The following is a 23,605-nucleotide window of genomic DNA, read 5'->3' as shown; positions in this document are numbered from 1 at the left end:
TTTCTATTTAGCAAACTTAAAACTGAAAATAAATAAAAGGCATAAATCCGGCTGTAACTGTTTGCCAGATTAGAAACATAGTAAGTACAACCGCAAGCAATTTGACAGGTACGGGAGATTTGATAAATGCAAATCTGTATTTGAGTTTGAGTGAACGTGGCAGCCAGTGTACTATCATTCCCAACAAAAATAGTACAAAGACTTTCCAATACCCCATCAACACTGCCTCTGCCAAAGACCAGTCCATGTCAGAGAAAATTTTAGAACGAACTGTGTCTGCGATTTCTTTGTTGGGTGCTCTAAACCAAATTCTTGTATAGCTGACAAAAGCAAAAGTCAGTGCAATTTTAAAAGCACGTATATACCACCCTTTAAGCTTCTCATAAGGGCTGATTTTTTTCCATAGTTTATAGACAACCAACCCTAATCCATTGATTCCGCCCCAAATAATAAAATTCCAAGTAGAACCGTGCCAAAGACCGCCAAGCAGCATGGTTATCATTAAGTTAATATTTAAGTCCACTTGTTTTTTAAATGCAGGAAAGATTTTGCTTAGTATGATAAATAGCAAAGCAATTGCGCCAAAAATCCAAAAATAATTGTAGTCCCCAATAAGTAAAACCAAGATACATGCTATGAAGGCAATGATTAAATGAGAAGCCCAAGTACCCTTTCTGTTTCCTCCCAATGGGATATAAAGATAATCTCTGAGCCAAGTGGAAAGGCTGATGTGCCAGCGTCTCCAGAAATCAGCCACATTTAGGGCTTTGTAAGGAGAGTTGAAGTTTGTCATAAACCTGAATCCCATGAGCAAAGCCACACCGATGGCAATATCTGTATAACCCGAAAAATCCAAGTAAACCTGCAATGAATAGCACAAAGCAGCCATCAGGTTTGCAAAACCCGGATAGGTCTCGGGAGCAGCATATATTTTATCAATAAAGTGAAATGCCATATAGTCACCAAAGACCATTTTTTTAAGCAATCCCTGCAAAATCATAAATACCGCAAATCCGAATTGATAGCCTGTAATATGGTATTTGCTTAACATCTGAGGAATAAACTCCGAAGCTCTGGAAATTGGACCTGAAACCAGCGGTGGAAAGAAGGAAACAAAAAATCCATAGTCCAGAATGTTGTTTAGTGGTTTTAACTTCTTTTGATAGATATCAACGGTATAGCTTATAGATTGAAAGGTGTAAAAAGAAATTCCGATTGGTAGTAAGATTTTGTCAACTATTGAACCTGAGCCGGTTAAGGTGTGCTTGAACATGGCAAAGTAATTCAACACTTTGTAATCAGTTCCGAAAATGGCATTATAGGAATCGGTAAAAAAGTATGCATATTTAAAATAGGCAAGGATAGATAGATTAAGCACTATACTGAGCGTAAGCCAAAGTTTTCGGACTAAGGAATTTTGGGATTTATAAATGCTGTGTCCTATGAAATAATCGTAAAAAATAGTGAGCAATAGGAGTGTAAAATACAATCCGCTGGTTTTGTAATAGAAGAAAATACTTGCTACAAATAGAAAGAGATTACGAAGCGTAATACGTTTGTGAATGATAGAAAAAATACCAAAGACAACTGCAAAAAATCCCCAAAAATACACACCCGTGAAAATGAGTGGGTTAGCTGGAGAGTAAGTCAGCAGTTTGATGATATATTCTTTATAAATTTCATTCATAAGAAAAGTTTGCGAAAGGTGTTATCAGAAAACTGTCGTATTTTTTTAAAAACGCTTCAAAGAAAAGGTCGCCAAGGTAGGTGTATCCTGTGTTTGTAAGGTGGATTAAATCTCGTTGAGCCATCCCGTGCTTTCGCCATGCTGCTATCGAACCTAATCCTCCCATCACAGAATACAAATCCCACACAGCAGCCCCATTTTTCTTTGCTAAATTATACATGGCCGCCCTCACATCATTTCCATTGTAGTTTTTGTATGTTCTTCTTCTGACTGTCTTATAGCTGTCGGTGTTGGTGGTGAACAAGATGGCAGTATTGGGGCAAGTGGTCTTGATTCTGCGTATAAGTTCAGTATAATCTCTCTCAAACCCTTCGCGAGTAAAGTTTTTGCCAAAGGCATCATTAATTCCAATCGAAAAAATAATCAAATCAGGATGCAGCAAAGCAAGTTGTTGTTCTAAATCAGGGCAATTCAGGTATGAAGGAACAGAAGCCCCGTTGATTCCCACCGAATGATAAGTTAATCCCGGTCCGTGTAGTTGCGTTTGGATGCCATAAAGATTGAATTCGTTTTGCAGCGAATCCAATTTGTGTACCGTTAGAATAAAACTATTGGCAGGTTTGTCAAATGTGAACTTTGCACAATTACAAAGGGTGTCAAAATCTGACATATACAACATAGTGTCCACCTCAATACTGAAAGCAAAGTAGTTGACTCCGGTATCATAAAAAACACGAAGTTCATCAAAGTAAAAGCGGCTGTAATCATCATTTTTCAGCACTATCTTAATATATTGTCCGCTGTCTCTGGCTGTAGCTCTCCAACCCATCAAACCCATTTTTGCACCACTGCCGTTCAGCATTACATTACGCAACCCGTTCCATGTCTTATTGTATTCTACATCGAATTGAAGTGAACCATTGGTTTTAACTGCTTTATAGGGGAAAATACTTCCTCTGCTTGTTACTTGCTGGTTGAGAAATCGGTCGAAATTTTGTCTGATTTTACGTGTCCACATATCTGCTTGGACATGCGAACCCCCGAAATGTACAATATTCAGATTGCCATGTCCGGAACTCACAAGTTTGTCAAACTTTTGCATAAACAACATAAAATCAAGACTGTCACCCGGTAAATCAATTTTGTTTATGTCGTATTGAATAAAAGAGTACGTGTTTTCAAATGAGATGAAATCCTGCCCGCGTGATTTGCCAACAGAAACTAAAAGTACTATGCACAATAATAACCTATTCACTTGGGTTCGTTTCTAATCTCTTTTTCTTCTGATAGATATCGTATTCTCGCCAAATTGCATTTTTAAGTAATACAGCAATTTCATTTGCACCTTGCTGTGAAAAATGGATGTAATCCGGTGCTCCAAGCGGAGGTTGGGCTTTTACCCATTTTGGCATGCTGTTCTTTCCACCCATAGCGTGATAAAGACTCCAATAAGCAGCCCCTTTTTCATTACTCACTTCTCGCATTCTGGTAATCAGGGTTTCTAAAAGAGGATAGGTAACCATCTGACCATTTTCGTTGACTGACATATCCGAAGGACCAATGATGAGAATTCGAATGCTTGGGTCAATCGCTTTGATATGTTCGATTTGTCTGCCAAAGCGCTGAACGAAGTTCTCTATCATAGTTGCATTCTTTAAGTATGGAACACTATTGCCTCCAAACTGCATAATCACCATTTTTACATTCAGAAACTGATATGTTTTCTTGAGAGAAGACTTACTGATGGAAGTAAAAGTAAGCCCGGAAGAGCCACGCCAAGGAATATTATCTAACACAATTCCCCATTTTGGGTCAATGGCAATTCCCAGTATATCAGCAGTGGTATCTCCTCTGAAACTAAAGTTAAAATAGGCTTGTGCAGTATCAAAATTCCACCGAATCATTTGTTCTGTATTCTTTGGGTGTACCGTTTGGGTATTGGTTCCGCGAGGGTAAGAAATACTTACGTTAAGTGGTGTAGATAACCTGCCCACCAGTATTTTAGCCGTTTCAAATTTTTGAAGATTATAGAATACCTTGCGATTGCGCGGGCGGATACTGACAGTTGCAAATGCAGAATCGAAATTGCATAATGTGCCGGCTACACCGTAGTGTCCGTGAGAAGCTCTGTCATCTTCAATCCCAAAAGATACCCTTCTTTTCCAGTTGTCAGAACTGCTTTGTTGTATGGTGTATGAAGGGACTAATTGCAATGCGGGCAACAGACCGGGACCGCCTCCGCCAAATTGATGTTGCAGTTTCTCGCGAATATAGGCAGTGATTCTGTCCATTTCAATTTGGGAATCTCCATAATGTAAAATCCTAAAAAGAGTTTTAGACGTTCTAAGATACTCCCATTGAGCAAACAACTCATCCCAAAAGGCTCGATTATTATTGGGTAACCAGAATCGAGTAGAATCCAAATCGGCAATTTTTTGTGCTACATTTACGGAGTCCGCCAATGTCTTCATGGAGGCAAGAAGTTCATGCTCATATTCCTCCTTTTCGCTGGCAAGCTTTTGTTTATCTAATGATTCTAATCTTTCGGATTTGAACTTCTCAAATCCAATAATATGAGAGATAGTGAAATATTTTATGGTTGAATTGCCTTTGATAGTGTAATCCAGTGCTACAGACAAAGTCAAAATCGACAAATATGAGGCAATAATAAAACCTAAGACCTTAGCAGGAGTAATCATTAAGGCTGCGAAAATAAGTGAAAGATATTCTTAGTGAAATAAAGTAATAAACAGAGTGTAGTATATTAGTAGGTGTTGAAGTCGAACTTAATAAAATCTGTTTTGGTCAAGTCTTTTGTAAAATAGTTCAATCAGTTGCTCAAGTTCATTTTTCATTTCTCTTTCTAATTGCTGGTTTTCGCTGAATGGGATAGGTAGTTTATAATATTGTTTTGGGTAGTAATAGAACTTCTTTTCGCCTAAAGCATTCTCACTGAAAATATGTTCATCTTGGACAATTTGATAAGAGCCATAAATGTCAAAAAAAGCCCTTCCTACTGTTGTGGTATCAAAGAAGCTATTGCCCAAAGAAAAGAAACTATCTTGGAAATTGCTTAGATTAAGGATGCTTGGCATGATGTCTAATTGTTGCACAACTTTGTTATTAATTCCGGGTTTTATTTGTCCCGTAGGATCATAAACCATACAAAATAACTCCATTTGCCCTTTGGAAGAAAAAAAGTAATCATTGTTAGCATTAGCGGTATGGTCTCCTATTAATATATAGATTGTATTGTTGTTGTCAGGAGATTTGGTGCGCTCTTCAAAAAATAATTTTAGTGAATAATCAGTATAGGCAATACTCTTGAGGGCGGGGTCTGAAATATTCGGCAACTTGTTTTCAATGTCTTTCGGTATTTTGTAAGGTGGATGTGAGGATAATGTAAACACAGTACTAAAGTATGGCTGTTTTTTGTGCTCGAGTTCTTGGTTAAAATAGTGCAAATAAAAATGGTCGTAAATACCCCAGTTGCCATCATACTCTTTGCTTCTGTCACCCTTGAATTCATTCAAGCCAAAATAGTCAATAGGGCCAGCTTTTTTCAAAAAACTTTCAAACCCCATAGTTCCGTTGGCAGCTCCATGATAGAATGAGGAATTATATCCCTCTTTGGCTAAATAGTATTGAATCCCTCGGATTGTATTTGCCTGATACCATGAATAGATAAAAGGCTGGTCAAGTAAAGAAGGTAAGGATACAAATAAGGCAGGTACCGCATCAATGGATTTTCTTCCGTTTGCATAACAATTAGGGAAAACCAAACAGGATTTAGAGAAGCTATCTATAAAAGGAGTAGCAGAAATTTTTTGACTCTCATCTTCGGTGAGAAATCCGATATGATTACGCCCAAAACTTTCCAGAATGATGAGAACAATATTCTTTTTTTCCTTAACAACCGGGCGATTCCCATAAAACTTGGATTGAATGCTGTCAAAATCACTGCTGAATACAACTGGTCCAAAAGGGTTTTGTGGTTTTTTAGATTCAATAGAGCTGATAATCTGGAAAGGAGTATTGAGTGTCAATGCTTCCAAGCCGGACTCGGTATATTTAGATGCATCCACACTTCTCAATGGTTTCAGTCCTAAACTTCCACGCATACCCAAAATGCTAATCACAATCACAACAAACACAGTAGGTATGTCGCGCAGGGTAAATTTATCCAAACTGAGAATTTCTATTTTTGGGTAAAAACGATTTGCTATATATATAAATAAGGAGAGAATAATAAGCAGATACCAATAATCAATTAAATAACTTCCTAAAGGATTTGCCTTGTCAGTTATCATATAATATATTTCAGTACCGGTTCTTTTTTGGGAGAAACGAAAATAAATAGAGTCTATCAGATTTAGTAAAATACCCAGGCTAAGGATAATCAAAAAGTAACTTTTGACAACTAGATACCACCCCTTTTTTGATTTAAATCGGAAGGGTAAAAGATAGAAAAGAATGAAAGGAGAAAGTGTATAAAAAAGGAATACACTATCGAATAAAATGCCGAAAAAAAATGATTGGAACAGAGCTGTAATGGAAAATTGTGCAAATGAATGATAGTTAAATGCAAAGAAAATAACTCTACTAAACAAAAGAAGAATGAAAGCAATTAACAAGCTGTTTGTCAAAGATTTAGCAATAAAAATACGTTGTTTCATACTTCGTTTTGAGGCAGCAAAGTTGCACCTAAAAAGATTCTCAAAAAAACATTAAAATAATTTTGCACAAACCATTTGTTTAGAAAAATAAGATTCTTACCTTTGCCGTCCTTTTTTAGACAACTGGAAAATATTGAAATATGCCAACTATACAACAATTAGTTAGAAAGGGTAGAGAGACATTGACAACAAAGAGCAAGTCTCCTGCACTTGATTCTTGTCCACAGCGCAGGGGAGTATGTACACGTGTATATACAACCACGCCCAAGAAACCAAACTCTGCAATGAGAAAAGTTGCAAGGGTTAGATTAACCAATGGAAAAGAGGTGAACGCCTATATCCCCGGTGAAGGACACAACTTGCAAGAACACTCTATTGTTTTAGTTAGAGGTGGTAGGGTAAAAGACCTTCCGGGAGTTCGATATCACATCGTTCGTGGAGCTTTGGATACTGCCGGAGTGAACGGAAGAATGCAAAGAAGATCAAAATATGGTGCTAAAAGACCTAAGAAATCTTGATAAATAGAAAGAACAGAGCATGAGAAAAATAAAAGCAAAAAAGAGAATATTGTTACCCGACCCAAAGTTCAATGATACTTTGGTAACACGATTTGTAAACAATATGATGTATTCAGGCAAGAAAAGTGTATCGCAAGCCACTTTTTATGATGCCCTTGCTATTGTAGAAAAGAAAGTAACCGAAGAGCCTGCTTTGGAAACATGGAAAAAGGCTTTGAATAATGTAACTCCCACAGTTGAAGTAAAGTCAAGAAGAGTGGGTGGTGCAACCTTTCAAATTCCAATTGAAATTCATCCTGACAGAAGAATTGCAATGGGAATGAAATGGATGATTGGATACGCTAGAAAAAGAAATGAGAAATCAATGGCTGAAAAATTAGCTTCTGAAATTATTGCAGCAGCTAAAGGTGAAGGAGCATCAGTTAAAAAGAAAGACGATACACATAGAATGGCTGAAGCTAACAAAGCTTTTGCACATTTTAAAGCATAATATATTATTGAGTGATTAAAAATTAAAATGGCAAAGAAGGATTTAAGTTTTGTAAGAAATATTGGAATATCTGCTCACATTGATGCGGGTAAAACTACCACGTCCGAACGCATCTTGTTTTACACAGGAAAAACCCATAAAATTGGAGAAGTTCACGATGGAGCCGCTACAATGGATTGGATGGAGCAAGAGCAAGAACGAGGTATTACTATTACTTCTGCGGCTACTACTACCTTTTGGAATTTTCCAACTAAAGATGGTAAGAAAGTTCCCGAATCTAATACTTATCAAATTAATGTAATTGATACGCCCGGACACGTTGACTTTACTGTTGAAGTTGAAAGGTCATTACGTGTATTAGATGGTGCTATTGCTTTATTTTGTTCTGTCGGTGGTGTTGAACCTCAATCAGAAACCGTATGGAGACAGATGAATAAATATCATGTTCCCAGAATTGGTTTTGTTAACAAGATGGACCGTTCAGGTGCAGATTTCTTGAAAGTTGTCAAACAAATTAAAGACAGATTAGGTGCTAAACCGGTTCCACTTCAAATTCCTATTGGAGCAGAAGAAACCTTTAAAGGGGTTGTGGACTTAATTAGAAATGAAGCTATCGTTTGGGACGAAGCTACACTTGGCGCTACCTATACAGAAATTGAAATTCCAGAAGACTTAAAAGAAGTTGCTGCAGAATATCGTGAGCACCTTATTGAAGCAATTGCTGAATTTGATGATAAGTTGATGGAGAAATTTTTTGATAATCCTGATTCTATTACTGAAGAGGAAATCAATAATGCACTTCGTGCCGCTACTTTATCTCTGAAGATCGTTCCGGTAATGTGTGGTTCATCTTTCAAAAACAAAGGTGTACAGACATTATTAGATGCTGTTATTAAATTCTTACCTGCTCCTACCGATGTGCCAGAAGTTACCGGGGTTAATCCTGATACTGACAAAGAAGTTACACGTAAAGCAGATGTGGATGAGCCATTCTCAGCATTAGCATTTAAGATTGCAACAGATCCTTATGTAGGAAGACTTGCTTTCTTCCGTGTGTATTCAGGTCACTTGGACGCAGGTTCTTATGTTTTGAACACTCGTTCAGGCAAAAAAGAAAGAATTTCTCGTATTTTCCAAATGCATTCAAATAAACAAAATCCTATTGATGGAATTGATGCAGGAGATATTGGAGCAGCAGTTGGTTTTAAAGAGATTAAAACCGGTGATACATTATGTGATGAGAAAAATCCGATTATTCTTGAAGCCATTACTTTCCCAGAACCCGTTATTGGTATTGCAATTGAACCTAAAACACAAGGTGATGTTGACAAGTTAGCAACAGGACTATACAAACTTGCTGAAGAAGACCCTACTTTCAGAGTGAAAACTGATGAAGACACAGGTCAAACTGTTATAAGTGGGATGGGAGAACTACACTTGGAGATTCTTGTTGACCGCTTGAAAAGAGAGTTTAAAGTTGAAGTTAATCAAGGAGCACCTCAGGTAGCTTATAAAGAAGCAATTACAAAGAACTTTACCCATAGAGAAGTATTTAAGAAACAGACAGGTGGTAGAGGTAAATTCGCAGATATTCAATTCGAAATTGGACCTGCAGATTCAGATTTCCAAGGAGAAGGATTACAGTTTGTAAACCAAATTGTTGGAGGCTCTATTCCAAAAGAATTTATCCCTGCTGTTCAGAAGGGATTTGCTGAATCAATGAAAAATGGTTGTTTAGCCGGATATCCTATCAGTACTATGAAAGTACGTTTATTTGACGGATCTTTCCATGCTGTTGACTCTGATTCATTATCATTTGAATTGGCTGCAAGAGCCGGATTTAGAGAAGCTGCAAAAAATGCGGCACCTGTTATCCTTGAACCTATCATGAAACTCGAAGTACTTACTCCTGCCGATTACATGGGTGATGTACAAGGTGACTTGAACCGTAGAAGAGGTATGATAGAGGGTATTGATGAGAGAGCCGGAGCACAAGTTGTAAAAGCTAAAGTTCCACTCAGTGAAATGTTCGGATATGTTACATCATTAAGAACAATAACATCAGGACGTGCAAGTTCAAGCATGGAATTCTCACATTATGATCAGGTTCCACGCAACCTTGCTGAAAATATTTTAAAAACTGTTAAAGGAAATACATCTAACGCATAATTAAAGACATGGTTAGCCAGAAGATTAGAATAAAACTAAGGTCTCACGACCATAACTTGATTGACAAGTCTGCTGAAAAGATTGTTAAATCAGTTAAAATTACAGGAGCTGTTGTGAGTGGTCCAATTCCACTTCCGACACAGAAGAAAATTTTTACTGTTCTTCGCTCGCCTCACGTAAACAAGAAGGCAAGAGAGCAGTTTCAGCTATCTTCTTACAAAAGATTAATTGATATTTATACTTCATCATCTAAGACCGTTGAAGCTCTTATGAAGTTGGAGTTACCAAGTGGGGTTGATGTAGAAATTAAAGTTTAGTTAAAAGAGAAACAGAGCTATGCAAAGATTAATTGGAAAAAAAATTGGCATGACAAGCGTCTTCAACAGTGAAGGGAATAACATCCCTTGTACTGTAATTGAAGCTGGACCTTGTGTTGTAACCCAAGTGAAAACTATTGAAAAAGAAGGCGTTAGCGCTTTTCAAATAGCTTGGGGAGACAAAAAAGAAAAACATTGGAAAAAGACCGAAGTAGGTCATTTCAAAGCATCGGACAGCACACCCAAGAATGTTACAGTGGATGTGCGTGATCCCAGAATCGAAAGAAAATTGGGCGAAGTAATTGATGCTACTATCTTTAACGAAGGAGAATTTGTAGATGTGGTTGCTAACTCCAAAGGAAAAGGATTCCAAGGGGTTGTAAAAAGACACGGATTTGCCGGTGTTGGAGAAGCCACTCACGGACAACACAACAGATTAAGAGCGCCAGGGTCTATCGGTGCTTGTTCTACTCCGTCAAGAGTGTTCAAAGGAATGAGAATGGCAGGTAGAACCGGTAACTCAAGAGTAAAAATTTCAAACCTTGAAATTATTAAAATCTATCCTGAGAAGAATCTCATTCTTGTGAAAGGTGCAGTTCCCGGATTTAATGGTGCAACAGTAATATTGGAAAAATAAAATGGAAGCGAAAGTATATAACAGTAAAGGTGAATTCGCAGGCAGGACAGTGTCTTTGCCCAATGAGATTTTTGGTATTGAACCGAATGACCATGCTATTTATCTGGATGTAAAATTGTTTTTGGCAAACCAAAGACAAGGCACACATAAGGCAAAAGAAAAATCTGAAGTAGCATATAGTACAAAGAAACTAAAACGTCAGAAAGGCACAGGTGGAGCCAGAGCCGGTAGCCGTAAATCCGGTACTATTGTGGGAGGAGGTAGAATCCACGGACCAAGACCAAGAAATTATGGTTTTAAGTTGAACACAAAACTTAAAAACTTAGCTCGACTTTCTGCACTTGCATATAAAGCAAAGGAAGATAAAGTTATTATTATTGAAGATTTAGCTTTTGATAAACCAAATACCGCTTCATTCGCAAACTTGCTCAAAAATATGCAGATTGATGGAAGTAGAACTTTGTTCTTAGTTGACAAATCAGATAAAAATGTAGTATTAAGCGGAAGAAATATTCCTAACAATAAAATTGGTCAAGCAAACAGTTTGAATACCTATGAAATCATGAATTCAAATAATCTGATTTTGACTGAATCATCCATTCAAATCATCAACGAAACCTATAAGAAATAATTAACATGACTTCAATATTAATTAAGCCGCTAATAACAGAAAAACTTAACCTTCTTCAAGAAAGAAGAGGACAATACGGTTTTATTGTTGATAGAAGAGCATCTAAGGAAGATATAGTAGCTGCAATAGAAAAGTTGTATGGAGTTGAAGTAGATTGGCTCAATACAATGGTTGCACCTACTAAAAAGAGAAAGAATAACAGAACCGGACAAGTTACCGGAAAAACTAATAGTTACAAAAAGGCTATCTTCAAACTTAAAGATGGTCAAAAAATAGACTTTTTTGAGAGTAATTAAAAATGGGATTAAAAAGATTAAAACCGATAACACCCGGACAGAGATTCAGAGTCGCTAACGATTTTGCAGAACTTACTACAGATAAGCCTGAGAAATCATTACTCGTTACTTTAAAAAAATCCGGTGGTAGAAACAACCAGGGTAAAATGACTATGCGCAATATTGGCGGTGGTCACAAGCGCAAATACAGAATAATAGATTTCAAGCGTGATAAATATAATATGCCCGCTGAAGTATTAACCATTGAGTATGATCCTAACAGAACTTCTTATATCTCTTTGGTACAGTACGAAGACGGTGAAAAGCGTTATATTATCGCTCCCGAAGGAATCAAAGTAGGACAAAAAATAATTTCCGGTTCAGGAGTTACTCCTGACGTAGGAAATGCACTTCCACTGAATGAAATTCCACAAGGAACAGAAATTCATAACATTGAAATGAGACCCGGTGCCGGAGCAAAAATTTGCAGAGGTGCAGGAGCATCCGCAATTCTTAAAAATATAGAAGATAATTATTGTGTTATTAAATTACCTTCAGGCGAAACAAGAATGATATTGTCAAATTGTTTGGCTACCGTAGGTGGTGTTTCTAATGCAGAGCATTTTAACATCAATCTTGGCAAAGCCGGTCGTAACAGATGGTTGGGAAGAAGACCCAGAACCAGACCTGCTGCCATGAACCCTGTTGACCACCCACTTGGAGGAGGAGAAGGTAAATCTAAAGGAGGACAGCCTATGTCACGTACTGGTATCTACTCACAAGGACAAAAAACCAGAACTCCTAAGAAAGCCTCTAACAAATATATCATTGAGAGACGTAAGAATAAGAGAGGAACTAATTAATAACTGAAAAAATAGAGATATGGCAAGATCATTAAAAAAAGGACCATTTATAGATTTCAAACTTGACAAGAAAGTCATTCAAATGAATGAGTCAAAGAAGAAGTCAGTTGTTAAAACTTGGGCAAGAAGAAGCATGATAAGCCCCGATTTTGTAGGACATACATTTGCTGTACACAACGGTAATAAATTTATACCGGTGTTTGTAACAGAAAATATGGTCGGACACAGATTGGGCGAATTTGCACCCACAAGAACATTCAAAGGACATAGTGGTAACAGATAAAAAAATAATAAGAAATGGAAGCTGTAGCTAAATTAAAAAACTGTCCCCTACCTCCTCGCAAAATGAGATTGGTTATTGACCAAATCAGAGGTCAGAAGGTTGACAAAGCATTGAACTTACTTCAGTTCAGTCAGAGAAGGTATTATGCAATTTATGTAGAGAAATTGCTTAAAAGTGCAATCGCGAACTGGGAACAAAAAAACGATGGTGCACGTGCCGAAGATTCAGATCTTTTTGTTAAAACCGCTATGGTTGACGGAGCGTATGCACTGAAAAGATTAAGAACTGCACCTCAAGGAAGAGCTAATAGAATGAAGAAAAGATTTAACCATATCACATTGATTGTGGATAGCAGTGTTAAAAATGAAGTAGCAAACGAAGTAGTTGAACAAGAAGAACCAAAAAATTAATTTTATAAATCAAAAACGTTTAAATGGGACAAAAAGTTAATCCAATATCACTTAGACTAGGTATTACCAGAGGTTGGGAATCCAATTGGTATGGCGGTAAAAATTTTGCGGAAAAGTTGATTGAAGACGAAAAAATCAGAACCTATATTTATACCAGAATTCCTAAAGGTGGTATTTCTAAAATTGTAATTGAAAGAACAATCAAAAGATTGATTATTACAGTACATACAGCCCGTCCAGGAATTGTTATAGGAAAACAAGGTTCAGAAGTTGATAGATTGAAGGAAGAGATTAAAAAACTTACCAATAAAGATGTTCAAATCAATATTTTTGAAATAAAAAGACCCGAACTCGATGCTGCACTTGTAGCTGAAAATATTGCTCAACAAATTGAAGGCAGAATGTCTTATAAAAGAGTGGTGAGAAGCGCAATTCAAAATACTATGAGAATGGGTGCAGAAGGAATTAAAGTTTCTGTATCAGGTCGTTTGAATGGTGCCGACATCGCACGTTCAGAACATTATAAGGAAGGAAGAACACCTTTGCATACTTTAAGAGCTGATATCGATTACGCTTTGGACGAAGCATTAACAACTTATGGATTAATAGGTATCAAAGTTTGGATTTGCAGAGGAGAAGTAATAGGTAAAAAAGATATTTCTCTTAACTCTGCTGTTCAAAAAGAACGAAGAGGAAGATTTGGTGAAAATGAATCAGCTCCTAACGGAATGAGAAGAAATAGAACTAATAGAAATTTTAATCGTTAGAAAAAATGTTAAGTCCTAAAAGAACAAAATATAGAAAAACGCAAAAAGGTCGTGTCAAAGGGATTGCCACAAGAGGGCATCTTTTAAGCTTCGGTTCTTTTGGTTTGAAATCAATGGAACCAAAGTGGATTACAGCCAGACAAATTGAAGCTGCTCGTATTGCACTTACCCGTTATATGAAAAGAGAAGGTCAAGTGTGGATTCGAATATTCCCTGACAAACCTGTAACCAAAAAACCAAACGAAGTAAGGATGGGTAAAGGTAAAGGTTCTCCGGAATATTGGGTAGCTATTGTAAAACCAGGAACTATCATGTTTGAAATAGGCGGAGTATCTTTAGAAGTAGCACAAGAAGGTATGAGATTAGCAGCTCAAAAACTTCCGGTTGCAACTAAATTTATTGTTAAACCAGATTATGCAGGAGAATGATTATGAAATATCAAGATATCAAAGCACTACCAACAAAAGAACTTTTTGAAAGGTACAGAGAAGAAAAATTAAAATTGACTAAATTGAAAATTAATCATGCGGTAACTCCATTGGATCAACCTCATCAGATTGGAGAGTCAAGAAAACATGTTGCGCAGCTTCTCACAGAGTTGAACAATAGAAGAAAAGATTACGAATTAAAAGCAATTCAAAATAAGGCTAAATAATATGGCTATAGAGAGAAATTCAAGAAAAGAGTTTGTTGGAAAAGTAACCAGCACCAAAATGGATAAATCCATTGTTGTTGCTGTCGAAAACAAAGTAAAGCACCCTAAATATAAAAAGTACTTTACTAAAACCAAAAAACTATATGCCCACGATGAAACCAATCAATGTGGTGTAGATGATATTGTTAAAATCCAAGAAACACGCCCTTTAAGCAAACTTAAAAGATGGCGTTTAATAGAAGTAATTCAAAAAGCACAATAAGAAAATGATACAACAGGAATCAAGATTAAAAGTTGCAGATAACAGCGGTGCAAAAGATGTCCTTTGCATTAGAGTATTGGGTGGTACCAAAACTCGTTATGCCGGATTGGGAGACAAAATTGTTGTTTCTGTGAAAGAAGCACTGCCTTCCGGTGGAATAAAAAAAGGAGCAGTGTCCAAAGCAGTTATCGTAAGAGTTAAAAAGGGTGTTAGAAGACCTGATGGCTCTTATATCAGATTTGATGAAAACTCATGTGTATTGTTGAACAACAATGATGAGCCACGTGGTACCCGTATTTTTGGACCTGTTGCTCGTGAATTGAGAGATAAACAATTTATGAAGATTGTATCATTAGCACCCGAAGTATTATAAAATCATGAAAAAGAATTCAAATATTCAAAAGATTCATATTAAGAAAGGAGATACCGTAAAAGCAATCTCCGGAAATGATAAAGCTAAACCGGCATCAGAAGTACTTGTTGTCTATCCTAAAACGTATAGAGCACTTGTAAAAGGCTATAACCTAGTGACTAAACACGTTAAGCCGACTCAACAAAAACCGGATGGTGAAATTATCAAAAAAGAAGCCCCTATACATATTTCTAATCTGATGGTAGTGGTAGGCGGAAAACCTACGAAAGTAGGACGCAAAGCTGATGCAGAAGGTAAGCTAAAGAGGTATGCTAAGAAAACAGGTGAATTTATTGATTAATAATTTATAAAGCAGAATTCAATTATGGCATATAAACCAACATTAAAAGAAAAATATGACAACCAAGTAGTCAAAGCTTTGCAAGAAAAATTTGGCTATAAGAATGTTATGCAGATTCCCAAATTACAAAAAATTTGTTTGAATCAAGGGGTGGGCGCAGCAGTATCTGACAAAAAACTTATTGATACCGCAGTAGATGAAATGACTACAATTTCTGGTCAGAAAGCTACACCGACAATGTCTAAGAAAGCTATCTCTAACTTTAAACTGAGAGAAAATATGCCGATAGGTGTTAGAGTAACACTCAGAGGCGAAAAAATGTACGAATTCTTAGAAAGATTTATTTCTATTTCCCTGCCCAGAGTAAGAGATTTTCAAGGATTAAAGATTAAAGGATTTGATGGAAGAGGTAACTACAATATGGGTATTACAGAGCAAATCATTTTCCCCGAAATGAATATTGATAAAATAACTAAAATCAATGGAATGGATATTACTTTCGTTACAACTGCCAAAACAGATGAAGAATGTTTTGAGTTGCTCAAAAGTTTTGGTATGCCGTTTCAAACTAAAAACGCTAAATAAGTAATGGCAAAAGAATCAATAAAAGCAAGAGACGTTAAAAGACGTAAATTAGTTCAAAAATTTGAAGCGAAAAGAGCCGCTTTGAAAGAAGCAGGAGAATGGACAGAACTGCAAAAAATGCCTAGAAACTCTTCCAAAGTCCGACTCAGAAACCGTTGTCAATTAACAGGAAGACCTAAAGGTTATATTCGTCAATTCGGTATCTGTAGAAATCAGCTAAGAAAGTTGGCTTCTGAAGGCAAAATACCGGGCGTAACAAAAGCAAGTTGGTAATAATTTAAATAAAGAAAATAAGATGACTGATCCAATAGCAGACTTTTTAACTAGAGTAAGAAATGCAGTAGCTGCCAAACACAGAGTTGTAGAAATTCCTGCATCAAGAATCAAAAAAGAAATCACAAAAGTTCTTTTTGAAAAAGGGTATATTTTGAATTATAAATTTGAAGAAAATACCTTCGGAGGGCAGGGCAGTATTAAAATTGCACTCAAATATCATCCCGTAACTAAACAATCCGCAATTACAGATTTGACTAGAATCAGTAAGCCGGGTCTTAGACAATACGCACCCTCAGACAATCTTCCAAAGGTTATCAACGGGCTTGGTATTGCCATTATTTCAACTTCACATGGTGTGATTACAGACAAAGAAGCCAGAAAACTTAATGTTGGCGGAGAGGTCTTATGTTATGTTTCATAATAATTAAAGAAAAAGATTATGTCAAGAATAGGAAATAAAATTATTGAAGTGCCGGCAGGAGTTACTGTTACTTATGATAACCATATTGTAACTGTGAAAGGTCCTAAAGGTGAACTCAAACAGCCGCTAAACAAAGGTTTTGACCTAAAAATTGAAGGTAGCCATATTACAGTAATCAGACCATCTGACGAAAAACAACACAGAGCTTTGCACGGTTTGTATCGTTCATTGATACACAATCATATAGTAGGTGTTTCTCAAGGTCATACTATAAGTCAAGAATTTGTTGGCGTGGGTTATAGAGCAGCAGTTCAAGGACAAGTTTTGGATATGTCATTGGGATATTCTCATAAAATTATGCTTGAATTACCCAAAGAAATTAAGATAAAAGCTGAAACTCCCAAAGGTGCTGCCCCATTTATCACAATGGAATGTGCAGATAAAGAATTATTAGGCAGAGTGGCAGCAAAAATTAGAAGTTTCCGTCCACCTGAGCCTTATAAAGGAAAAGGTATTCGCTTTGTTGGTGAACAAGTTAGAAGAAAAGCAGGTAAGTCAGCAGCTAAAAAATAAGTAAAATGAGTACAAAAGCTAAATTAGAAAGAAGAGCAAAAATTAAAAGAAGTATTGCATCCAAAATACGTGGTACTGAACAAAAACCACGCTTGGTTGTTTTCAAAAGCAATAAAGAAATTTATGCCCAAATTGTTGATGACAGTAAGTCTGTTACACTTTGTGCAGCTTCTTCCAATGAAAAGGATTTTTCTAAATCAAAACAAACCAAGACTGTTGTAGCCGGTGAGATAGGTAAAAGAATTGCCGAAAAAGCAAAAGCTGTCGGAATCGCAACAGTTGTTTTTGACAGAAACGGTTATATGTATCACGGTCGTGTAAAAAGTTTGGCCGAAGGTGCGAGAGAAGGGGGCTTAGTATTTTAATAATCAACATTATGGCAACTCAAAATATTAAAAGAATTAATAAATCAGACCTTGAACTTACAGAAAATGTTGTAGCTATTCAAAGAGTAGCCAAGGTTACAAAAGGAGGAAGAACATTCAGTTTTACTGCAATCGTGGTTGTAGGTGATAAGAATGGTATTGTGGGTATAGGTTCAGGTAAAGCAAGTGAAATTCAGGCTGCTGTACAAAAAGGCATTGAAGACGCTAAAAAGAATCTCATTAAAGTTCCTATTATCAATGGCACAATTCCTCACGAACAAATTGGAAGATACTGCGGAGGTCAAGTATTTATGAAACCGGCTGCACATGGTACCGGTGTTATAGCAGGAGGCGCAATGAGAGCGGTATTCGAAAGTGCCGGAATTGAAAATATCCTTTCTAAATCTAAAGGTTCTTCAAATCCACATAACGTTGTAAAAGCAACAATTGATGCGCTTTTGAAATTAAGAGACCCTTATACCATTGCACAACAACGCGGTATCAAATTAGAAAATGTTTTTAACGGTTAATATTATATATCATGAGCAAAATTAGAGTAACACAAATAAAGAGCGCTATTGACAGACCCGCTAATCAAAAAAAGACTTTGATTGCCTTAGGTCTTAACAAAATCAATAAAAGCAAAGAATTTGAAGCTAATCCCATGATATTGGGAATGGTTAGAGTAGTTAATCACTTAGTTAAAGTAGAAAATATTTAATAGAATGAATTTAAGTAATTTAAAACCAGCTGTAGGTTCAATAAAAACATCCAAGAGAATTGGTCGTGGTCAGGGATCCGGAAAAGGTGGTACCTCAACACGCGGACATAAAGGTGCACAATCCAGAAGCGGTTATTCAAGAAAGAGAGGTTTTGAAGGTGGACAAATGCCACTTCAAAGAAGAATACCTAAAGGCGGATTCAAAAACATCAACCGAGTAGAATATGTAGGTATTAACTTGGACGTGCTTCAATCTTTGGTTGAGAACAAAGGTGTGACAGAAATCAATAAAGATATTCTATTAGCTAATCACCTCATCTCTAAAAATGATTTATTCAAAATTCTTGGAAGAGGTGAACTAAAAGCTAAACTAAGTGTCACAGCAAACGGATTCTCTAAATCAGCCAAAGAACAGATTGAAAAAGTAGGTGGAACAACACAACTCGTATAAAATATAAATGAGCAAATTCAGACTAATAAGGAAGCTACAAGAAATTTGGAGTATTGAGGAACTTAGAACAAAGATTCTTAATACTTTGTTTTTTCTGTTAATATACAGATTAGGGACTTTCATCATTCTACCCGGTATAGATTCTGAAGAATTATCAGGTTTGAAGGGTCAAACTGATGGAAGTTTACTAGGGTTAATCAATGTGTTTGCCGGAGGTGCTTTTGCCAGAGGAGCTTTCTTTGCTTTGGGAATTATGCCCTATATATCTGCATCTATCGTGATTCAGTTGATGGGTATTGCTGTCCCTGCATTCCAAAAAATGCAAAAAGAGGGCGAAGACGGAAGACGAAAACTTAATCAGATCACACGATATTTAACCGTTGCTATTACCTTAGTTCAGTCTATTGCTTATCTCGTTAATATAACATCAAACCCCGGTAATTCAAACGCATTACTTTTTATCACTCGTCCTGAAGTGATGTCACACAGTATGTTCATGTTTGTGAATACACTGATTCTTACTGCCGGAACAATCTTTGTGATGTGGCTTGGAGAAAAGATTACTGATAAAGGTCTTGGAAATGGTATCTCTTTAATTATTATGATTGGTATCATTGATAGACTGCCGGGTGCATTGACTTTTGAAATGGTACAACGTTTCAATGATGGTCAATTACCAATATTTATAGTGCAAATAGCATTTTGGTTAGCAGTTATTGTGGCTAGTGTTCTTTTGGTACAAGGAACAAGAAAGATCCCTGTAAATTATGCCAAAAGAGTGGTGGGCAACAGACAATATGGTGGCTCAAGACAATATATTCCTCTTAAAGTTAATGCTGCGGGAGTAATGCCAATCATTTTTGCACAAGCATTAATGTTTATTCCTCCCTATATCAAACAAATGTTTCCTAACTCTAATTCTTCTGTATTGAACTCTATGGATGATTGGACTTCTATACCCTATAATATCATATTTGCTATTATGATTATTGCATTCACATACTTTTATACTGTGATTACAATCAATCCTAAGAGTATTGCCGAAGAACTAAAGAAAAACGGAGGTTTTGTACCAGGTGTGAAACCCGGAAAAAAGACCTCAGAATATATTGATACAATCATGTCGAGAATCATACTTCCCGGCTCTCTTTTCCTGGCACTTGTTTCTATTATGCCTGCCATTGCAGTTTACTTTAAAGTAGGAAATGCTTTTGCGCAGTTTTATGGTGGAACATCACTGTTGATTATGGTGGGAGTTGTACTCGATACGCTCCAACAGATTGAAAGCTATTTGTTGATGAGACATTATGACGGATTAATGAAAACAGGTAGAATTAAAGGTAGAACAGGAGCTATCGGAGCATCAATTTGATAATTACTAATTAATTTAGTAATTTCGCAGCCCCGAAAATAAAATGGCAAAACAATCCTCAATAAAGCAAGACGGTGAAATCACAGAAGCATTGTCTAATGCGATGTTCAGGGTTAAGTTAGCAAATGGTCACGAAATCATAGCAACGATTAGCGGTAAAATGAGGATGCATTACATCAGAATACTCCCAGGAGACAAAGTTCAGGTTGAAATGTCACCCTATGATTTGACAAGAGGTAGAATATGTTTTAGATATAAATAAACTGAAAAAATGAAAGTAAAAACATCAGTAAAGAAACGCAGTGCAGACTGCATCATTGTTAAACGTAAAGGAAGAGTTTACGTGATTAGCAAAAAAAACCCGAAATTTAAACAAAGACAAGGATAATAAAATACTATGGCTAGAATCGCTGGAATAGATTTACCACGTAACAAAAGAGGTGTAATAGGACTTACTTACATCTACGGTATTGGCAGAAACGTATCTGCTACCATTTTAAAATCACTTAACATTTCAGAAGATAAAAAAGTTTCTGAATGGACAGATGATGAAATAACCGGTATTAGAAACTATATCTCCGAAAATATGAAAACTGAAGGTGAGCTCCGCTCTCAAACACAGTTGAATATCAAAAGACTTATGGATATTGGTTGTTACAGAGGAATCAGACATAGAAAAGGATTGCCCGTAAGAGGTCAAACCACTAAGAATAATGCTCGTACCCGAAAAGGTAAGAAGAAAACTGTTGCAAACAAAAAGAAAGTTACTAAATAATTAAGTTACAAGCTATAAAATGAATAGTCCAAAAAAAGTTTCTAAGAGGAAGGTAAAAATTGACGCGCAAGGTCAAGTTCATATCAAAGCCTCATTTAATAATGTTATTGTATCCATTACAAATTCAACAGGACAGGTTATTTCATGGTCTTCTTCCGGGAAAATGGGATTCAGAGGATCAAAGAAAAACACGCCCTATGCAGCTCAAACAGCATCTCAGGATTGTGCTAAAGTTGCATTTGATATGGGACTGAGAAAAGTGGAAGTATTTGTAAAAGGACCAGGTTCAGGAAGAGATTCTGCTATCAGAAGTCTAGCTGCATCCGGATTAGAAGTGATTTCAATTCAAGATGTAACTCCTATGCCTCACAATGGTTGCAGACCCCCTAAGAAAAGAAGAGTATAATAAATATAGAATAGAACAGATATGGCAAGATATACAGGACCGAAAACCAAAATAGCCCGTAAATTCAGAGAACCCATTTTTGGACCGGATAAGTCTTTTGAAAAAAAGAAGTACCCTCCCGGAATGCATGGTAATTCCAGAAAAAGAAAAAAACAATCCGAGTATGCAATTCAGCTTTCTGAAAAACAAAAAGCTAAATATACCTATGGTTTGTTAGAGAAACAGTTTCTTAATTTATTTAAAAAGGCAGCTTCAAAAAGAGGTATTACCGGTGAAACATTCCTTAAGTTTTTGGAAGCAAGATTAGATAATACGGTTTATAGATTGAATATAGCCCCTTCAAGAAGAGCTGCAAGACAATTGGTGTCTCATAAGCACATTCTTGTAAATGACGAAATTGTAAATATCCCTTCATACCAACTAAAACCGGGCGATGTTGTTACCGTGAGAGAGAGATCTAAATCTTTAGAGTTAGTGAGCGATTCTCTTTCAGTTGGAAAAATGAAACATTCATGGTTACAATGGGATGGCAATGCAATGTCAGGTACATTCATGAATTTCCCTGAACGTTCTGAAATTCCCGAAAACATTAACGAAACATTAATTGTTGAGTTATATTCTAAGTAATAATTTTTAAAAGTATAATCTTAAAAAAAAAATGGCAATATTAGATTTTCAAAAACCCGAGAGAGTTATCATGCAGAAAGATACAGACTTTTATGGTCTGTTTGAATTCAGCCCACTTGAAAAAGGGTACGGTACAACTATCGGTAATTCACTTAGAAGAGTGCTTTTATCTTCTCTTCAGGGATTTGCGATTACTTCTGTGAAAATTCACGGTGTTGAACATGAATTTTCAACTATTAAAGGTGTTGTTGAAGATGTTACCGACATTATATTAAACCTTAAACAAGTTAGATTTAAGAAGACGTCTCCAACTGCTGAAAATTCTGAAAAGATTTTTATTTCAATCAAAGGAAAAGAGCAATTCTTAGCCGGTGATATGAGCCGATACAGCAGCAATTTTGAGGTTTTAAACCCAGACTTTGTGATTTGTTCAATGGAACCTTTTGTTCAACTTGAAATAGAATTGAACATTGAAAAAGGACGCGGATATGTTCCTGCTGAAGAAAACAAAACAAAAGATACAACCCTCGGAGTGATTCCTATCGACTCTATTTTTACTCCTATTAAGAATGTAAAATACAATGTTGAAGATTTTAGGGTTGAACAAAGAACTGATTATGAGAAACTTGTTATGGAAGTTTCAACTGACGGATCTATTCATCCCGAAAACGCTCTGAAAGAAGCAGCGAAGATTCTTATTCAGCACTTTTTGTTGTTTTCTGATGACAATATGTTATTAGATACCCAGGTTAAAAAGCCTGTTCAAGAGGTTGACGAAAATATGCTGCAAATGAGAAAGATTCTTAAAACATCACTTGCTGACCTAGATTTGTCTGTTAGAGCTTATAACTGCCTCAAAGCAGCGGAAATTAAAACTTTAGGTGAATTGGTTAGCTATCATATTGATGACTTGCTTAAGTTTAGAAACTTTGGTAAAAAATCTCTATCTGAGTTGGAAGAGTTTGTTAAAGAGAAAGGATTGCACTTTGCAATGGATATTTCAAAGTATAATCTTGTAGAAGAATAATTTTTAGAATAAATAGAAGAGATGAGACACGGAGTAAAAGTAAATCATTTAGGAAGAACAGCACCACATAGAAAAGCTATGCTTTCAAACATGGCTTCTTCCCTTATTAAGCACAAGAAAATCACTACTACTGTTGCTAAAGCTAAAGCATTGAGAGTTTATGTTGAGCCTCTCATTACTAAAGCTAAATCAGATTCAGTTCACAGCAGAAGAACAGTATTTTCTTATCTTAGAGACAAAGAAGCTATTAAGGAACTTTTTGGAGTTGTTGCTTCTAAAGTTGGAGACAGACAAGGAGGATATACACGCATCCTCAAATTGGGCAACCGTATGGGTGATAATGCAGAGATGGCACTAATTGAACTTGTTGATTTTAATGAGTTTATCCAACCTAAACCTGCAAAAGAACAGAAGAAATCTACCAGAAGAAGTCGTTCAACTTCATCAACTACAAAAGCCACTCCTGTTGCTAAAGAAGCAGAAGAAGCAGTAGTAGAACCTGTGCAGGAAGACGTTGTTCAAGAAGTTAAATCAGAGGACGTTGCGGAGAATACCGATACTACCAATGATACACCTGATGCTGACGCTACAGAAGAACAGCCAAAGAAAGACTAAGAAAATAGTTTTTGAAAATACCATAAGCCGTAAAGAGA

At 36.4% G+C, this 23,605-nt stretch carries 36 protein-coding genes; 32 read left to right on the top strand and 4 right to left on the bottom strand.

The genetic code is table 11. The features are described 5' to 3' along the window. Positions 1-16: 16 nt before the first annotated feature. The 4 genes from M9892_06880 to M9892_06865 all read right to left on the bottom strand — a co-directional run bounded on the left by M9892_06880 (position 17) and on the right by M9892_06865 (position 6,090). Positions 17-1,687: an MBOAT family protein gene (locus tag M9892_06880; protein ID MCO5254067.1), complete on the bottom strand. Its 1,671-nt coding sequence runs from the start codon at positions 1,685-1,687 to the stop codon at positions 17-19. Continuing rightward, the gene (locus M9892_06875) at positions 1,680-2,942 is read right to left on the bottom strand and encodes a GDSL-type esterase/lipase family protein (protein ID MCO5254066.1); all 1,263 of its coding nucleotides are present in this window, start codon (positions 2,940-2,942) and stop codon (positions 1,680-1,682) included. Before M9892_06875 ends, M9892_06880 begins: the two co-directional genes overlap by 8 nt. Further along, positions 2,935-4,386 (bottom strand): GDSL-type esterase/lipase family protein, encoded by a 1,452-nt coding sequence (locus M9892_06870; protein MCO5254065.1) that lies wholly within the window; start codon positions 4,384-4,386, stop codon positions 2,935-2,937. The genes M9892_06875 and M9892_06870 overlap by 8 nt, the downstream gene beginning before the upstream one ends. 87 nt (positions 4,387-4,473) lie before the next feature. After that, positions 4,474-6,090 carry an LTA synthase family protein gene (locus M9892_06865; protein ID MCO5254064.1) on the bottom strand — a complete coding sequence of 539 codons (1,617 nt, stop codon included), beginning with the start codon at positions 6,088-6,090 and terminating at the stop codon, positions 4,474-4,476. A gap of 413 nt (positions 6,091-6,503) precedes the next feature. On the opposite strand from M9892_06865, the gene rpsL reads away from it, so the two are divergent. The 32 genes from rpsL to rplQ are packed head-to-tail and all read left to right on the top strand — an operon-like array spanning position 6,504 to position 23,567. Beyond that, a complete protein-coding gene (gene rpsL / locus M9892_06860; protein ID MCO5254063.1) occupies positions 6,504-6,881 on the top strand; it encodes a 30S ribosomal protein S12 in 378 nt (125 codons plus the stop codon). Between the two features lie 19 nt (positions 6,882-6,900). Then, complete coding sequence (gene rpsG / locus M9892_06855; protein ID MCO5254062.1) at positions 6,901-7,371, top strand: 30S ribosomal protein S7; 471 nt, start codon at positions 6,901-6,903, stop codon at positions 7,369-7,371. Positions 7,372-7,398: 27 nt separating this feature from the next. Beyond that, positions 7,399-9,540 (top strand): elongation factor G, encoded by a 2,142-nt coding sequence (gene fusA / locus M9892_06850; protein MCO5254061.1) that lies wholly within the window; start codon positions 7,399-7,401, stop codon positions 9,538-9,540. Positions 9,541-9,548: 8 nt separating this feature from the next. Next, on the top strand, positions 9,549-9,857 hold the full coding sequence (gene rpsJ / locus M9892_06845) for a 30S ribosomal protein S10 (GenBank protein ID MCO5254060.1): 309 nt from the start codon (positions 9,549-9,551) through the stop codon (positions 9,855-9,857). Between the two features lie 19 nt (positions 9,858-9,876). Then, the gene (gene rplC, locus M9892_06840) at positions 9,877-10,494 is read left to right on the top strand and encodes a 50S ribosomal protein L3 (protein ID MCO5254059.1); all 618 of its coding nucleotides are present in this window, start codon (positions 9,877-9,879) and stop codon (positions 10,492-10,494) included. Between the two features lies 1 nt (position 10,495). Further along, on the top strand, positions 10,496-11,125 hold the full coding sequence (gene rplD, locus M9892_06835; protein ID MCO5254058.1) for a 50S ribosomal protein L4: 630 nt from the start codon (positions 10,496-10,498) through the stop codon (positions 11,123-11,125). Positions 11,126-11,130: 5 nt separating this feature from the next. Beyond that, on the top strand, positions 11,131-11,421 hold the full coding sequence (gene rplW / locus M9892_06830) for a 50S ribosomal protein L23 (protein ID MCO5254057.1): 291 nt from the start codon (positions 11,131-11,133) through the stop codon (positions 11,419-11,421). A 2-nt stretch (positions 11,422-11,423) separates the two neighbouring features. Further along, positions 11,424-12,263 (top strand): 50S ribosomal protein L2, encoded by an 840-nt coding sequence (rplB, locus tag M9892_06825; GenBank protein MCO5254056.1) that lies wholly within the window; start codon positions 11,424-11,426, stop codon positions 12,261-12,263. A gap of 19 nt (positions 12,264-12,282) precedes the next feature. Then, complete coding sequence (rpsS, locus tag M9892_06820) at positions 12,283-12,546, top strand: 30S ribosomal protein S19 (GenBank protein ID MCO5254055.1); 264 nt, start codon at positions 12,283-12,285, stop codon at positions 12,544-12,546. Positions 12,547-12,560: 14 nt separating this feature from the next. Then, positions 12,561-12,956: a 50S ribosomal protein L22 gene (rplV, locus tag M9892_06815; GenBank protein ID MCO5254054.1), complete on the top strand. Its 396-nt coding sequence runs from the start codon at positions 12,561-12,563 to the stop codon at positions 12,954-12,956. Between the two features lie 23 nt (positions 12,957-12,979). After that, entirely contained in the window at positions 12,980-13,723 is a 744-nt protein-coding gene (gene rpsC / locus M9892_06810) for a 30S ribosomal protein S3 (protein ID MCO5254053.1), read from the top strand. Between the two features lie 5 nt (positions 13,724-13,728). Continuing rightward, positions 13,729-14,151, top strand: coding sequence for a 50S ribosomal protein L16 (gene rplP / locus M9892_06805; protein ID MCO5254052.1), 423 nt, complete (start codon positions 13,729-13,731; stop codon positions 14,149-14,151). Between the two features lie 2 nt (positions 14,152-14,153). Next, positions 14,154-14,378 carry a 50S ribosomal protein L29 gene (rpmC, locus tag M9892_06800; GenBank protein ID MCO5254051.1) on the top strand — a complete coding sequence of 75 codons (225 nt, stop codon included), beginning with the start codon at positions 14,154-14,156 and terminating at the stop codon, positions 14,376-14,378. A gap of 1 nt (position 14,379) precedes the next feature. Next, positions 14,380-14,640, top strand: coding sequence for a 30S ribosomal protein S17 (gene rpsQ, locus M9892_06795; GenBank protein MCO5254050.1), 261 nt, complete (start codon positions 14,380-14,382; stop codon positions 14,638-14,640). Between the two features lie 4 nt (positions 14,641-14,644). Further along, positions 14,645-15,013, top strand: a complete 369-nt coding sequence (gene rplN, locus M9892_06790) for a 50S ribosomal protein L14 (protein ID MCO5254049.1) — start codon at positions 14,645-14,647, stop codon at positions 15,011-15,013. 4 nt (positions 15,014-15,017) lie between these two features. After that, positions 15,018-15,353, top strand: a complete 336-nt coding sequence (gene rplX / locus M9892_06785; GenBank protein ID MCO5254048.1) for a 50S ribosomal protein L24 — start codon at positions 15,018-15,020, stop codon at positions 15,351-15,353. A 24-nt stretch (positions 15,354-15,377) separates the two neighbouring features. Next, positions 15,378-15,938 carry a 50S ribosomal protein L5 gene (gene rplE, locus M9892_06780; protein MCO5254047.1) on the top strand — a complete coding sequence of 187 codons (561 nt, stop codon included), beginning with the start codon at positions 15,378-15,380 and terminating at the stop codon, positions 15,936-15,938. Between the two features lie 3 nt (positions 15,939-15,941). Then, on the top strand, positions 15,942-16,211 hold the full coding sequence (gene rpsN, locus M9892_06775; GenBank protein ID MCO5254046.1) for a 30S ribosomal protein S14: 270 nt from the start codon (positions 15,942-15,944) through the stop codon (positions 16,209-16,211). 22 nt (positions 16,212-16,233) lie between these two features. Further along, positions 16,234-16,635: a 30S ribosomal protein S8 gene (gene rpsH, locus M9892_06770; GenBank protein ID MCO5254045.1), complete on the top strand. Its 402-nt coding sequence runs from the start codon at positions 16,234-16,236 to the stop codon at positions 16,633-16,635. 18 nt (positions 16,636-16,653) lie between these two features. Continuing rightward, positions 16,654-17,208, top strand: a complete 555-nt coding sequence (gene rplF, locus M9892_06765) for a 50S ribosomal protein L6 (protein ID MCO5254044.1) — start codon at positions 16,654-16,656, stop codon at positions 17,206-17,208. 5 nt (positions 17,209-17,213) lie between these two features. Beyond that, a complete protein-coding gene (rplR, locus tag M9892_06760) occupies positions 17,214-17,573 on the top strand; it encodes a 50S ribosomal protein L18 (protein ID MCO5254043.1) in 360 nt (119 codons plus the stop codon). A gap of 11 nt (positions 17,574-17,584) precedes the next feature. Continuing rightward, a complete protein-coding gene (rpsE, locus tag M9892_06755) occupies positions 17,585-18,103 on the top strand; it encodes a 30S ribosomal protein S5 (GenBank protein MCO5254042.1) in 519 nt (172 codons plus the stop codon). An 11-nt stretch (positions 18,104-18,114) separates the two neighbouring features. Continuing rightward, a complete protein-coding gene (gene rpmD / locus M9892_06750; protein ID MCO5254041.1) occupies positions 18,115-18,294 on the top strand; it encodes a 50S ribosomal protein L30 in 180 nt (59 codons plus the stop codon). Positions 18,295-18,298: 4 nt separating this feature from the next. Beyond that, complete coding sequence (gene rplO, locus M9892_06745) at positions 18,299-18,745, top strand: 50S ribosomal protein L15 (GenBank protein ID MCO5254040.1); 447 nt, start codon at positions 18,299-18,301, stop codon at positions 18,743-18,745. Between the two features lie 7 nt (positions 18,746-18,752). Beyond that, positions 18,753-20,117: a preprotein translocase subunit SecY gene (gene secY, locus M9892_06740; GenBank protein MCO5254039.1), complete on the top strand. Its 1,365-nt coding sequence runs from the start codon at positions 18,753-18,755 to the stop codon at positions 20,115-20,117. A gap of 43 nt (positions 20,118-20,160) precedes the next feature. Then, positions 20,161-20,379, top strand: a complete 219-nt coding sequence (infA, locus tag M9892_06735) for a translation initiation factor IF-1 (protein MCO5254038.1) — start codon at positions 20,161-20,163, stop codon at positions 20,377-20,379. 9 nt (positions 20,380-20,388) lie between these two features. Beyond that, positions 20,389-20,505, top strand: coding sequence for a 50S ribosomal protein L36 (gene rpmJ, locus M9892_06730; protein ID MCO5254037.1), 117 nt, complete (start codon positions 20,389-20,391; stop codon positions 20,503-20,505). A 9-nt stretch (positions 20,506-20,514) separates the two neighbouring features. Further along, positions 20,515-20,892, top strand: a complete 378-nt coding sequence (rpsM, locus tag M9892_06725) for a 30S ribosomal protein S13 (protein ID MCO5254036.1) — start codon at positions 20,515-20,517, stop codon at positions 20,890-20,892. A 19-nt stretch (positions 20,893-20,911) separates the two neighbouring features. After that, positions 20,912-21,298: a 30S ribosomal protein S11 gene (gene rpsK, locus M9892_06720; GenBank protein MCO5254035.1), complete on the top strand. Its 387-nt coding sequence runs from the start codon at positions 20,912-20,914 to the stop codon at positions 21,296-21,298. A 21-nt stretch (positions 21,299-21,319) separates the two neighbouring features. After that, entirely contained in the window at positions 21,320-21,925 is a 606-nt protein-coding gene (gene rpsD / locus M9892_06715; GenBank protein MCO5254034.1) for a 30S ribosomal protein S4, read from the top strand. Between the two features lie 31 nt (positions 21,926-21,956). Continuing rightward, positions 21,957-22,952 (top strand): DNA-directed RNA polymerase subunit alpha, encoded by a 996-nt coding sequence (locus tag M9892_06710; protein MCO5254033.1) that lies wholly within the window; start codon positions 21,957-21,959, stop codon positions 22,950-22,952. A gap of 21 nt (positions 22,953-22,973) precedes the next feature. Then, on the top strand, positions 22,974-23,567 hold the full coding sequence (gene rplQ, locus M9892_06705; protein ID MCO5254032.1) for a 50S ribosomal protein L17: 594 nt from the start codon (positions 22,974-22,976) through the stop codon (positions 23,565-23,567). Positions 23,568-23,605: the final 38 nt, after the last annotated feature.

This window comes from Bacteroidota bacterium (assembly GCA_023957335.1).
In the GTDB taxonomy this organism is placed as follows: domain Bacteria; phylum Bacteroidota; class Bacteroidia; order NS11-12g; family UBA955; genus JALOAG01.
The sequence above is the reverse complement of the archived record's forward strand: the minus strand, read 5'-3'. Positions and strand labels throughout refer to the sequence as shown.